10 protein-coding genes and 2 tRNA genes are annotated in these 12,578 nt (G+C 45.2%); 6 read left to right on the forward strand and 6 right to left on the reverse strand.

The genetic code is table 11. The features are described from left to right. Window positions 1–34: 34 nt before the first annotated feature. On the reverse strand, window positions 35–2,494 hold the full coding sequence (locus ICE93_RS06825; RefSeq protein ID WP_216186792.1) for a penicillin acylase family protein: 2,460 nt from the start codon (window positions 2,492–2,494) through the stop codon (window positions 35–37). Window positions 2,495–2,631: 137 nt separating this feature from the next. Between ICE93_RS06825 and ICE93_RS06830 the strand changes: the two genes are divergently transcribed. Both ICE93_RS06830 and ICE93_RS06835 read left to right on the forward strand, forming a co-directional pair. Further along, window positions 2,632–2,720 (forward strand) — tRNA-Leu (locus ICE93_RS06830). 53 nt (window positions 2,721–2,773) lie between these two features. Continuing rightward, complete coding sequence (locus ICE93_RS06835) at window positions 2,774–3,208, forward strand: hypothetical protein (protein ID WP_255554524.1); 435 nt, start codon at window positions 2,774–2,776, stop codon at window positions 3,206–3,208. A 15-nt stretch (window positions 3,209–3,223) separates the two neighbouring features. On the opposite strand, the gene ICE93_RS06840 is transcribed toward ICE93_RS06835, so the two are convergent. Genes ICE93_RS06840 through ICE93_RS06860 form a run of 5 tightly spaced genes read right to left on the reverse strand, consistent with a single transcriptional unit; the run spans window position 3,224 to window position 7,394 of the window. Continuing rightward, on the reverse strand, window positions 3,224–3,637 hold the full coding sequence (locus tag ICE93_RS06840; RefSeq protein ID WP_216186794.1) for a biopolymer transporter ExbD: 414 nt from the start codon (window positions 3,635–3,637) through the stop codon (window positions 3,224–3,226). A gap of 2 nt (window positions 3,638–3,639) precedes the next feature. Beyond that, a complete protein-coding gene (locus ICE93_RS06845; protein WP_216186795.1) occupies window positions 3,640–4,332 on the reverse strand; it encodes a MotA/TolQ/ExbB proton channel family protein in 693 nt (230 codons plus the stop codon). Between the two features lie 5 nt (window positions 4,333–4,337). Then, window positions 4,338–5,027, reverse strand: coding sequence for an energy transducer TonB (locus ICE93_RS06850; RefSeq protein ID WP_216186797.1), 690 nt, complete (start codon window positions 5,025–5,027; stop codon window positions 4,338–4,340). Then, entirely contained in the window at window positions 5,024–5,830 is an 807-nt protein-coding gene (murI, locus tag ICE93_RS06855) for a glutamate racemase (RefSeq protein WP_216186799.1), read from the reverse strand. The genes ICE93_RS06850 and murI overlap by 4 nt, the downstream gene beginning before the upstream one ends. Window positions 5,831–5,870: 40 nt before the next feature. Beyond that, a complete protein-coding gene (locus ICE93_RS06860; protein WP_216186801.1) occupies window positions 5,871–7,394 on the reverse strand; it encodes a fumarate hydratase in 1,524 nt (507 codons plus the stop codon). Between the two features lie 186 nt (window positions 7,395–7,580). On the opposite strand from ICE93_RS06860, the gene acs reads away from it, so the two are divergent. The 4 genes from acs to ICE93_RS06880 all read left to right on the forward strand — a co-directional run bounded on the left by acs (window position 7,581) and on the right by ICE93_RS06880 (window position 12,568). Further along, window positions 7,581–9,554 carry an acetate--CoA ligase gene (gene acs, locus ICE93_RS06865; RefSeq protein ID WP_216186804.1) on the forward strand — a complete coding sequence of 658 codons (1,974 nt, stop codon included), beginning with the start codon at window positions 7,581–7,583 and terminating at the stop codon, window positions 9,552–9,554. 59 nt (window positions 9,555–9,613) lie between these two features. Continuing rightward, window positions 9,614–9,704: transfer RNA gene (locus tag ICE93_RS06870), tRNA-Ser, on the forward strand. A 99-nt stretch (window positions 9,705–9,803) separates the two neighbouring features. Then, entirely contained in the window at window positions 9,804–10,109 is a 306-nt protein-coding gene (locus ICE93_RS06875; protein ID WP_216186806.1) for a YciI family protein, read from the forward strand. A 38-nt stretch (window positions 10,110–10,147) separates the two neighbouring features. Next, a complete protein-coding gene (locus ICE93_RS06880; protein WP_216186808.1) occupies window positions 10,148–12,568 on the forward strand; it encodes a DUF748 domain-containing protein in 2,421 nt (806 codons plus the stop codon). Window positions 12,569–12,578 lie beyond the last annotated feature (10 nt).

The raw sequence follows: 12,578 nt of genomic DNA on the forward strand, positions 1-12,578 counted from the left end.
ACGTGTTGGTGACATTTTTGGTTTATCCAAATCCTTACTTATTGCTCAATTCTAGCTGGCGACTCGACTTTTCAGGCTTCATTTGCAATGGTAGGTATTCATTATTGGCCCACAAAGAGTTCATATTGCGGTATAGCTTGCTTTGTACCCATCCTGATTGGCCTGTTTGATAGACGAAGACAGACTTTTCTAGATCTGAAAAATCGAAGACAGTTCGCAAGCTTGGGGCCTGTAGAGTTTCATACGGATTTTTAGACTGCAATAACTCCAGGCGCCCCACGTTGATCGAAAAGCTATCACCGGGGAATGGGGTTTTGATATTAAAGAAGTCCCCCAGCAGGGGGATTTTGCTAAATGGGCGATGCTCGGAGATGGCTATATGTGCATTTCCCCAAGCCCAGGACTGAGGATCATTGCCATACTCTTTGCTGAGATATTCCAGCGCCTTATCAAGAGCAAGGTTTGCCGATTCCTGGCAAGACTCCACACCCTCCGTTTTAGGATTGTCACACCATGGGCTATTGGGATTTTGTACTTGATTAAGTAGGGGCGCGCGATAATTTCGTGAACCATAATTTTCTGTGAATAAATAACTTAAGCGCGAGAATAGATTGCGAGTGAGTTGGTCGGCCCAAGCATTGAAAATAAGAGCGCCCGCACTACCTACTTTCATATCACCATCAAAATTTCTTGCAATCTCCATTGCTTTAGCACTTAAAGGATGAGATGACTTACTAGATTTAAAAAGATCTAGAAGTGGTGTGGCGGCAAGAGATAGAGTATCGCCTTGCATCGTTTTCATGTCATCAAATGAGTGAATATTTTTTGCTTTGATGAGATCAACAATGCGGTGATAGCGCGTTGGTAATTCCCAGTCACCCGTCAAAGGATTGGGATCATTCGCTGCCATGATCTTTTGATTGGCTGTAGCAATCCAGCCTTGTTCGGGATTATTGCTGGCGGGAAGTTGTTCAAAAGGAACGTAACCATTCCAGTCATATTCCTTCTCCCAACCTAGCGCAGGAGCAACGCCATATAAGCCATGATGCAGGAGTCGTTTTGGAGCAATACCAGCAGCTTGATAGGCAATATTGCCTTCCGTATCCGCCATCACCACATTTTGCATAGGTGCGTAATTTTTTCGTAGCGCTAGCTTGAATTGATCAAGGTCAGCAGAGCGATTCATTTCCAACAGGCCAACAACAGATTGATTTTCAATATCTAGCGCTGTCCATCGAAGTGCTAATGCAAAGCGATCGGTATCAATAACGCGTTTATCTTGACGGTATGAATCCGAAATCACAGGTCCATGTCGAGTTTCCTTTACTAAAAAAGTAAAAGAGGGTGCACCTTTAATGTCAATAATTTCTTGGTGAACTTTAAAAGGCAGCGGACCGTCTGGACCTCGATACATACCGGGATTCTTGGTGTCAATTTGTTCGATGTAAATATCTTGAACATCTGGACCAGTATTAGTAAAGCTCCACGCGTACTTATCTGTTCTCCCTAAAACAACCCCCGGAATTCCGGGTAAGGTTCCGCCAATCACATTAATTCCAGGCGCCTCAAGATGTGCGAAATACCAAATGGCTGGTGCGGATAGCCCAAGATGTGGGTCATTGGCCAATAAAGGCTTGCCAGTTGCACTCAACTTTCCACTCAGTGCCCAGTTGTTTGAGCCAATACCATCTTTCCCGCCCAGTCGATTCCATTGACTTAGCTCTGTTGCGGGCAAGTTTTGAGGTTTAGTTTCTAGTGGGCCGGGATTAGGGTGAAAAACTTTCAGATCTCGATATAACTTGGAAAAATCCATATTGCTGACGGGCTCACCAGGCTCATTTGGTGGAGTAACTTCCCATACTTGTTTGGTGCTGAGATACTGAGAAAGCTCTAGTCTTTGTATTTCTTTATGCCAGTTGCCGCCAAGGTCGTAAGCCATCATCAACATCCAGGCAACACTATCCGTTGGAGACCAGTGACCAGGCTTTGATCCGGTCAAGAAATACTCAATCGGTAGTGCCCACCCTAGTTGCGCATTACCTGCATTCACGCCGTCTGCGTAGGCTTGCAATAGCCTCTTAGCAGATACAGGGTAGTGATCAAATTGACGCTCTGCTGCGCGTTTTATTCCAAGAGTGCGTACAAAGCGATCAATTTTTACAGTGTCATTGCCTAGAATTTCTGAGAGTCGTCCGCTGGCAATGCGGCGATTCATTTCCATTTGCCATGAACGCTCGCTAGCATGAAGATAGCCCAAGGCAAAGTAAGCATCTGCCTGATTTTTTGCTTTGATATGGGGAATATCGACTTCATCAAATGTGATTGCTATCGAGTCACCCAGGCTTTTAATTATTCGCTTGCCGGAAATATTCGATTGAGCGGAATATAAATAGGTCGCAGTTACTGTTAAACCAGCCACAAGGCTGAGTCCGATAAGCCAAAAAAGGACCCGCAAAAACGTATTTGGTCTAGATGATTTCCCCAGTAAATTCATGTAGGTATTTTAATTGCTTTATCAAGTCCAACCTTGGTGAGACACCAAAAAAGGGGGCTCTGGGGGCCGGCAACAGGCTTGCATGCTAAAATTTCGCTTGTCTTGATTTATTTAGCACGGCTTTATTGTTTGTGCGAGCCCGAGTGGTGAAATCGGTAGACACAGCAGATTTAAAATCTGCCGACTCAAAAAAGTCGTGCCGGTTCGATTCCGGCCTCGGGCACCAAAGACACTCATACCTCTTTTATGAATTTACCCAAACTTCTCATTTGCTCCTGCTTGACCATTTCATCTGCTCTTGCGTGGGGGGTTGATGTCATGGAGTTTCAGTGCAAGCGTTCTGAAAAAGGTTATACCGAAGAATATGCAATGAAGCTCATGCTTGCTTCGGGCTCGCAGAAGGCAAAAGTTTTTTTAGATGATCGCGATTTAGATCAGTCTGATGCCTTCGGATCTCAGGTGGTGAAGAGTGTCACTCTTGCGCGTCCGAATATATTGATTTCAATTGAAGCAAAGTTTCCGCCAGAGGAGGTGATGGGGGTTGCTTATCCTGCAGGTAGCGTTATTACCAACATTACGCTTGATCCCGTCACTGGCAAGTTTAAGAAGGTAGAAAAAATACAGGGCGGCATCTTGGGTGCAACCATAGGTAATGGTGTTCACACCAGTGAAGAAACTTGCTTGCTATCTAAAGCGCCTTACAAGATTAAGTAAGCAGTCAGTCAAGACTTAATTTGGCTCAGTCACAAAACCTAGTTTAGTTAAACCTGCGCGACGCGATGCTGCCAGTACTTGAGCAACATATTCATACTTCACTGATTTATCTGCACGAAGATTAATTTCTGGTTGCGGCTCTTTTTGGGCGGCTTTCTCAGCATAACCATCAAAAGTTTTTAGATCGATTGGTGTGCTGTTCCAAAAGATTTGACCATTGGCATCAATCGAAAGCTGAACTGATTCTGGCTTAACTTCATTGCGAACACTATTGGCCTTTGGTAGTTCCACTTTCACTGCTTGCTGAATTACTGGCAAAGTAATAATGAAAATAATTAAGAGCACCAACATGACGTCCACCATCGGCGTCATATTGATCTCCGACATGATGCTGTCGTCGTTTTGGTCGTCTTGAATATGAAAAGACATGACTATTCTCCCGAGTTAACTCGGGCGCCAGTAACAAAATAGGCCAAGAGATCATTGCCAAAGCGATTAAGGTCTGCAACAAATAATTTATTGGCGCGATTAATAGCGTTAAACCCCAGAACTGCAGGAATAGCTACTGCTAAACCAAAAGCTGTCATGATGAGGGCCTCACCAATGGGGCCGGCAACTTGATCAATTTGTGCGCTACCAGAACTGCTGATGGCGATCAATGCGTGGTAGATGCCCCAAACAGTTCCAAAAAGACCAATGAAGGGGGCGATCGCACCAGTCGAGCCTAGGAAGGTCAATCCTTTTTGTAGCCCAGCAGCAATCGTATCAATGCTGTTCTTAACACTTCTAGCCATCCACTCAGAATAGTTTAGTGTTTGGAGTAATTCACGGTGATTGGAGGATTGATTTTGGTGATGGACCGAAGCCTTGGTTGCTTGTTTGGCAATTTGATAATAGGGATTGGTTGCATGGTTGCTAAAAGCTTGCAAACCTTGATTAAACGAAGTGGCACGCCAAAAATTCTCAAGTTCAGGTTTTAATTTACGCAGATTGCGTAGATCCCAAAGTCGAGTAAGCAAGATTACCCAGGTCACAATAGAGCAGATAAGTAGGGTGATTGCCACGAATCTGGTAACTGCATCGCCTTCAAGCCAGAGATTTGCTATGCCAAATGGTGTATTCATATTGATTAATTCTTGAGATTAAATTTAATTAAGAGATTAGTTGAAATTCTTTGGGGTGAGCCATTTACTAAAAAAGGTTTAAAGCGATAACGTTTGCCAATTTCCGTGGCGGCACGATCCAGTCTGGGGAAAGTGCTTGATTGCAGTAATGCTACATCTTCCACGCTACCTGTTTCATCAATAATCAAACGCACTACCACTGCACCTTGTTCACCTGAACGCTTTGAGAAGGAGGGGTAGTAGGCATCCGCATCTGGTTGATAGACCACTACTAGTTTACCAATGTCGGTCTGAATTGGTGTGCCGCTAGCACCCCCACCAGTTCCAGGGGCTACTGCTGCATTCTGTGTTTGCGCCTCTGATTTGCTTTGAGATTGGTTTTGTTGTTGTGGAGGCTGTTGCGCCTGAGTAGGACTCGGTTTTTCAGTCAGCTTTTCTTCAGACTTTTCCTTTACAACCTTCTTCTCTTCTTTTGGCTTGGGCGGAGTAGCGGCGGGCGACTGTTGAGCCTTGCTAGCCTCTGGACTTACTAAGTTGGCCATGACCCGCGTGTCGTCCATTGGGGGAGGGCGCTTGCTGAGGTGTAAAAACTCTAACGCAGGCAAGGCATGCAATAACAACACAACGCCAATGATGATCCGCTCGCTTTTATTAAAGGGTAGACGAGCGTCTATTTTTTTTAGTAAATCGCTCATCGAATTTCACCTAGGATCTGCGCCTCTACCGAATGTGATGCAAGGTCTGCGGACATTAAGTCTTGAGCCATTGATAAAAGCAGATTTTCATTTTTGCTACTTAGCAAAAGCAATGATCCAAACTCAGGACTGGCGCCTCTGAATTTAAGAACATCTAGCTGTCTCTTAAGCTGTCTCACAACGGCATCACTGGTATCAATTAATGTGATGGATTCACCAAGTAACTTACGGATGGCTTTTCTGAGGAAGGGGTAGTGGGTGCAACCAAGTACGATAGTATCCGCACCGGCATCTTGAATAGGTTCTAGATGTTTGGCCAACAATTCTAAGGTTTCTTGACCATCCGCTTTGCCTGATTCAATTAAAGGCACTAAACCAGCACCTGCTTGCTTAATGAACTGGCAGTCACTTGGTAATGTTGCTAATAAGGCATTGAATTTATCGCTTTTAAGTGTAGCTTCTGTCGCCAAGACTCCCACAACATGGTTTTGCGATTGCATCGCTGCTGGTTTAATGCCGGGCTCAACGCCAATAATAGGAATAGATAGCTGTTCCCGTATTTTTTTAATCGCCTCTGCTGTCGCAGTGTTGCAGGCAATCACAATGGCATCGCAACCTTGGTTTGCTAAATAACGGCAGAGCGCAAGACTCCGTTGTGCTATCCAATCGCTAGATTTTTCACCATATGGCGCATTAGCAGAGTCGGCAAGATAGATGTAATCATTCTGTGGAAGCTGGCGCAGAGCCTCATCCAAAATGGATAAGCCTCCAACGCCAGAATCAAATACACCGATTAGTGCCAATGAGTTGCCAATACTTTTTTAGTGATACCCGAATAAGTAATTAAGCAACTTTTACGGGAATGCCGGCAATCCTTGCTTGCCAGTCTTTTGGCCCTTCATGATGCATGGAAATTCCTTCAGAATTCACAGCAACAGTTACGGGCATATCTTTAACATCAAACTCATAAATGGCTTCCATGCCCAAGTCAGCAAAGCCAACAACTTTCGAAGTCTGGATGGCTTTAGATACTAAGTAAGCGGCGCCACCAACAGCCATTAAGTAAGCAGATTTATGTTTTTTAATTGCTTCGATCGCTTCAGGTCCGCGCTCTGCTTTACCGATCATGGTAATTAAGCCTGTCTTAGCAAGCATCATCTCTGTGAACTTGTCCATGCGAGTGGCAGTAGTTGGTCCTGCTGGGCCAACTGCTTCATCGCGAACTGGATCAACCGGTCCGACATAATAAATTGCACGATTCTTAAAGCTCACCGGCAATTCTTCGCCTTTGGCAAGCATGTCTTGGATGCGCTTATGAGCAGCATCACGACCAGTCAAAATTTTGCCGTTTAGCAATAGAGTCTCGCCCGGTTTCCAGCTCGCCACCTCCTCGGCGGTAAGGGTATCCATATTAATTCGCTTAGATTTTTGAACGTCCGGTGTCCAAGTGACATCAGGCCAATCAGATAGGGAAGGGGCTTCCAGTTTTGCTGGACCATCTCCGTGCAAGTGGAAATGCACGTGACGAGTGGCTGCGCAGTTTGGAATCATTGCCACTGGTAATGAAGCAGCATGGGTTGGGTATTCCATGATCTTGATATCGAGAACGGTAGCCAAACCACCAAGGCCTTGTGCGCCAATACCAAGCTTATTTACTTTTTCATATAGCTCTAAACGCAACTCTTCAGCGCGTGTTTTAGCACCGCGAGTAATCAGATCCTGAATATCAATCGGTTCCATCAAAGACTCTTTGGCCATGAGCATGGCCTTTTCTGGTGTGCCGCCAATACCAATACCTAAAATGCCGGGAGGGCACCAGCCAGCGCCCATAGTGGGAACGGTTTTTAGAACCCAATCTACGATGGAGTCAGAAGGGTTGAGCATCACCATCTTAGCTTTGTTTTCTGAGCCACCACCTTTAGCGGCGCAAATCACTTCAACATCGTCGCCCGGAACAATTTCATAATGAACAACCGCAGGGGTGTTATCACCAGTATTTTTACGTTTACCAGCTGGGTCAGCCAAAACTGAAGCACGCAAGGTGTTATCTGGGTTGAGGTAGGCGCGACGCACACCTTCGTTCACCATCTCAGTAACGCTCATAGTCGCATCTGGCCATTGCACATTCATACCAATTTTGAGGAAAACCACCGCAATACCCGTGTCTTGACATAATGGACGGCGACCTTCAGCGCACATACGGCTATTGGTCAAAATTTGAGCAATCGCATCTTTAGCACCATGACCCTGTTCTAGCTCATAGGCCTTACCCAGAGCGGAAATGAAGTCCTTAGGATGGTAGTAAGAGATGAACTGGAATGCATCTGCAACGCTCTGAATGAGGTCGTTTTGTTTGATATTTGTCATGGTTTTATGCTTATTTCCACATTATTAGTAAGGTTTGCCCTATTTTAAGGGTTTGCCATAGAGCAAATCCCCAGTGTTTTCACTTATCTTCTAAGGTCTTGAGGGTGTAAACCTGTCATTTTGCGACTTATTTCGCATTTGTAGTTGATTTTAGATGATTGATTATTTGATAGAGGGCTGTGAAGCATGGAACCATTAAAGCAAGAAAACCGCGTTTTTAACCCACCTGCAGACTTTGTGAAGGGTGCGGCCATTCCAGGCATGGAAGCCTATAAAAAGCTTTGTGATGAAGCGAACTCAGATTACGACGGTTTTTGGGGTCGTCTTGCTAAAGAAAATATTTACTGGAAAAAGCCATTTACCAAGGTTTTGGATGAATCTAAAGCGCCTTTCTATAAGTGGTTTGAAGATGGCACAACTAATGCGTCATACAACTGTCTAGATCGTCAAGTTGAAGCTGGTCTTGGTGACAAGACAGCTATTATTTTTGAAGCCGATGATGGCACTGTTACTAAAGTAACTTACAAAGAGATGCTTGAGCGTGTTTGCAAAATGGCAAATGCACTACGTAAGATGGGTGTGAAGTCTGGCGATAGCGTCATTATTTACATGGCAATGACCATTGAAGGTATTGTTGCTATGCAAGCGTGCGCTCGTATTGGCGCAATTCACTCTGTAGTATTTGGTGGTTTCTCTGCACAAGCATTGCGTGATCGCATTATGGACGTTGGTGCAGTAGCAGTGATTACTGCTGATGGCCAGTTCCGTGGTGGCAAAGCATTGCCACTCAAAGCAATCTGTGACGAAGCACTTTCTACAGGCGAGTGTCCTAAGGTTAAGCATGTCATCGTGAGCAAGCGCACTGGCACTGACGTTGCGATGCAAGCGGGTCGTGATGTTTGGATGCAAGAAATCGTTGCTAACGAAGCAACTACTTGCGAGCCAGAGTGGGTAAGCGCTGAGCACCCATTGTTCATTCTGTATACATCCGGTTCAACCGGCAAGCCAAAGGGTGTTCAGCACTCTACTGGCGGCTACCTCTTGTGGGCTATTCTCACAATGAAGTGGACTTTTGACATTAAGCCAAACGATGTGTTCTGGTGTACTGCCGACATTGGTTGGGTAACTGGCCATTCCTATATTACTTATGGTCCACTCGCAGTTGGCGCTACTGAGATTGTGTTTGAAGGTGTTCCTACATATCCAAATGCCGGTCGTTTCTGGGACATGATCCAAAAACACAAAGCATCTATTTTCTATACAGCACCTACTGCAATTCGTTCATTGATCAAGGCTTCAAGCAATGATCAAGCAGTGCATCCAAAGAGCTACGATTTGTCATCTTTGCGTCTCTTGGGTTCTGTAGGCGAGCCAATCAATCCAGAAGCTTGGATGTGGTACTACGAGAATGTGGGCGGATCACGTTGCCCAATCGCCGACACTTTCTGGCAAACAGAAACTGGTGGTCACATGATTTCTCCATTGCCAGGTGCAACCCCAATGATTCCAGGTTCATGCACATTGCCATTACCAGGTATTCAGGCGGCGATCGTGGACGAAGCTGGTGTTGATGTTCCAAATGGTCAGGGCGGTATCTTGGTAGTCAAGCGTCCATGGCCTTCTATGATTCGTACGATTTGGAATGATCCTGATCGTTTCGTGAAGTCTTATTTCCCAGAAGAGTTGGGCGGCACCTTGTATTTAGCGGGTGACGGCGCAATCCGTAACAAAGATACCAGCTACTTCACTATCACTGGCCGTATCGATGACGTGCTAAACGTTTCTGGTCACCGCATGGGAACAATGGAAATCGAGTCTTGCTTGGTTGCCAACCCATTGGTTGCAGAAGCTGCGGTAGTTGGTCGTCCAGATGAGTTGACTGGTGAAGCGATTTGCGTATTCGTAGTTCTTAAAGGCGGTCGCCCAACCGGCGAGGAAGCCAAGAAGGTTGCAACTGAATTGCGTAATTGGGTTGGTAAGGAGATTGGCCCAATTGCCAAGCCTAAGGACGTTCGTTTTGGAGATAACTTGCCTAAGACCCGATCTGGAAAGATCATGCGCCGCTTATTACGCGTGATTGCTAAAGGTGAAGAGGTTACTCAAGACACTTCAACCCTTGAAAATCCACATATCCTTGAGCAACTTAAAGAGTCTCTATAAACAGTACCTGAGGCTTTTAGAGGCTACCCTTTCGACAATCGTATAATAACCGGCTGTACGGAAGGGTGGATGAGCGGTTTAAGTCACACGCCTGGAAAGCGTGCGTAGGTTAATAGCCTACCGCGGGTTCGAATCCCGCCTCTTCCGCCAAGTAGTCAAGAAACCACCTTCGGGTGGTTTTTCTTTTGAAACTTCCCTTAGTATCTAGTTAGTTAGGCATTAAAAATAGAGATAAGCAATGGAGAAAATATGATTTTTACAATGTTATTAATGGATCGTCCTGGTACTGCTGACTTACGCGTTCAAGTTCGTCCTGAGCATCGCGCTTATTTAGCCAAAATGGCTGACCGCATGGCTTTTGCTGGACCCCTCACATCAGAAGATGGGAAAACCACTATAGGTAGTTTGATTGCAATCGACTTTCCGAGTCGGGCTGATGTTGATGCATGGCTAAAGGATGAGCCTTATACAAAAGCGGGCGTATACGAGAAGCCGATCATTAATATTTTTAACAATATGTGGACACAGAAGGCTGGCTTTCCGCCAGCACAATAATTTAACGTAACTTTTTAAATTATTTTGTATTGCTTTAAATGGTTCTGACTCAATTACCTCGTCTCAAAAAATGGCTGATTTGGTTTGGCGTCTTGATGCTCTCCTGTATCATCATCTTTTGGGCGGGGGCTCACCTCTTGGTTCCGGGGTTGATCAAAAGGTCCGCCTCTGAATTTGGTACTAAGATTGGTTATGAGATTGCTTATCAAGATCTCAGTATTTCGCCGCTTAGACTGAAATTAGAGCTTGATGGTTTTAAGTTAGCAAAGTCAGGCGGTGCAAAATTACTGGATTTTAAAAAGCTCGTTATCTCTATCAAATGGACAAAATTAGTCCTAGGTGAGTTGGGCTTTGATGAGATCTTATTGGCCGAGCCAAAAGTGTTGGTGGAGAGGACGTTACATAAGGACGCCCGTTCAGCAATGTGGAATTGGCAGGAGCTGATTGCCGTGCTTGAGAAATCAATACCATCTACTGATCCTACTGAATCCAATAAAGCGCTCAAAATATCTGTCGATGAACTGCAAGTGAGTTCGGCCTCATTAAGCTTGTTAGACGACTCTACTAATTTAAAGGAAGAGCTAAGTCCTTTTACGATGAGGTTACTTAATGTGGCCAACTACGATAAGCAGGGCGTGGTGGCAGGTGTTCGCGGCCAATACGACTTTAATCTTGGCGTCTTACAGGTTTTGGTGCCCGGCGTTAACAAAACTATTAGTTATCAGCGCGTTGCTATTGCGGGAGGGCTGGATAATCCTCAGCCTGGTAAGTTGGGTGTGCAGCTGAATGTGAAGTTGGATGATGGCGCTATTCGCTCTCGTTGGGACTTTAATACTGAATCAAAGTCGGTAGATGGTCAGTTGGAGCTTGTGAATTTAGCAACCGCTCCACTGATTGCGCTCTTGCCTGCGAATAAAGAATTAATAGGTAAAAGCGGTGCAATGAATTCAACACTCGCTCTCAAATTTGGACCAGATGCCGATGTGGTCGCTGGCGATATTCATATTTCGGATTTAACGATTCTGGAAAAAGATCAAAAACATCCTTTGATTCTTTGGAAGATGGCAGATATTCGTCAGCTGGAATATAAAAGCCTGAAATCGAAACAAGCGACCAGCAATAGTCTTTCAATTGATGAGTTGATTGTTGATTCACCAGCACTTCAATTTGAAATCAATGAGGAAGGGTTTTCTAATTTCAGAAGATTATTTACCAAGCCTGCAAGTGAGCAGAAAACTGAAGCTACTGACGCCCCTAAATCAAAGGAATCAACTGCATTTAGTCTCGACATACGTTCTACTAACCTCAAGAATGGCGAAGTGTTATTTTCGGACTTGGCGATGCGTCCGCATTTCAAGGTGGATGTGAAAAAATTCAATGCCACTCTCTTAGGGGTTAGTAATACACCGGGGCGTTTTGCCACGGTGGCTATGGATGGGGTTGTTGCAGGTTCAGGAAGTATGAGGGCTAAAGGCCAGGCATCGTTCGATGACCCACGCCGTAATCATGACATCTTGATGACTTTCCGTAATTTACCTCTGAGCGCATTTAATCCTGCAGTCATGACATTTGCTGGTTATCAAATTGCGAGCGGGCGGCTCAACCTTAATTTAAATTACAAAGCTAAAGAAGGTGACCTTAATGGTAGCAATCAGATCATCATCAAGAAGGTGGTGCTTGGTGATGAGGTGCCAGACTTTGCCGGAAAAAAATTACCATTAGGTTTGGCAATTGCCTTGCTTGAAGACTCTGACGACACCATCGATGTCACCGTCAAGATTGCTGGCAATGTCGACTCTCCAGAATTTAGTGCTAGTGGTCTAGTATGGCAGGCGATTAGCAATGTTCTAACTAACATAGCTACTGCACCCTTTAGAGCTTTGGCAGCATTAATTGGTGTTGGCGGTGAAGAGGGTATTAACGCGGTTCCTGGTGAGGCAGTTTTTTTAGTGGTTGACCAAGATCGCTTAGAAAAATTTGGCGAGTACCTTATCAAGCGTCCGAATTCGAGTTTAGAGATTGTTGGCACTTATGACCCGGTCCAAGATCGAAAAGAGCTGGCTAGGGCAAAAGCTGATTCAGTCATCTTGAAAGATGCAGGCTTCAAACTAATTCCAGGCGAACCCATTCCCGTGCCAAGCTTGTCTGACCCTAGAGTGCAGTCAGGACTCAAGTCTGCCTACGCTGAATATATTGGGAGAATTAAGTTAGGGCAGCGTCTTTTGACGCTTCCAGACGGTGAGCGGCGTAACGAGCAATTGCACAATGAGCTGATTGCTGGCATAGAAATTACAGACAGCGAACTCAAGGAGTTGGCTAAGGCGCGGGCTAAAGCTGCTTACGGATTTATGATCAAATCCGACCCCAGCCTCAAGGATCGCATTCAGCTTGGTGATGTCAAGACGGTAGAGGCAGGAAAAGAGGGAATTCCGCTCGATGTTGAGATCAGAATCAAGTAGACTTGAGGTC

Source organism: Polynucleobacter sp. MWH-HuK1 (assembly GCF_018881815.1).
GTDB lineage: Bacteria > Pseudomonadota > Gammaproteobacteria > Burkholderiales > Burkholderiaceae > Polynucleobacter.

What these genes read in the sequence shown, in the direction of transcription:
- ICE93_RS06825 (WP_216186792.1), bottom strand. Translation starts at nt 2,494, where the DNA reads ATGAATTTACTGGGGAAATCATCTAGACCAAATACGTTTTTGCGGGTC.
- ICE93_RS06840 (WP_216186794.1), bottom strand. Translation starts at nt 3,637, where the DNA reads ATGTCTTTTCATATTCAAGACGACCAAAACGACGACAGCATCATGTCG.
- ICE93_RS06845 (WP_216186795.1), bottom strand. Translation starts at nt 4,332, where the DNA reads ATGAATACACCATTTGGCATAGCAAATCTCTGGCTTGAAGGCGATGCA.
- ICE93_RS06850 (WP_216186797.1), bottom strand. Translation starts at nt 5,027, where the DNA reads ATGAGCGATTTACTAAAAAAAATAGACGCTCGTCTACCCTTTAATAAA.
- ICE93_RS06860 (WP_216186801.1), bottom strand. Translation starts at nt 7,394, where the DNA reads ATGACAAATATCAAACAAAACGACCTCATTCAGAGCGTTGCAGATGCA.
- acs (WP_216186804.1), top strand. Translation starts at nt 7,581, where the DNA reads ATGGAACCATTAAAGCAAGAAAACCGCGTTTTTAACCCACCTGCAGAC.
- ICE93_RS06875 (WP_216186806.1), top strand. Translation starts at nt 9,804, where the DNA reads ATGATTTTTACAATGTTATTAATGGATCGTCCTGGTACTGCTGACTTA.
- ICE93_RS06880 (WP_216186808.1), top strand. Translation starts at nt 10,148, where the DNA reads ATGGTTCTGACTCAATTACCTCGTCTCAAAAAATGGCTGATTTGGTTT.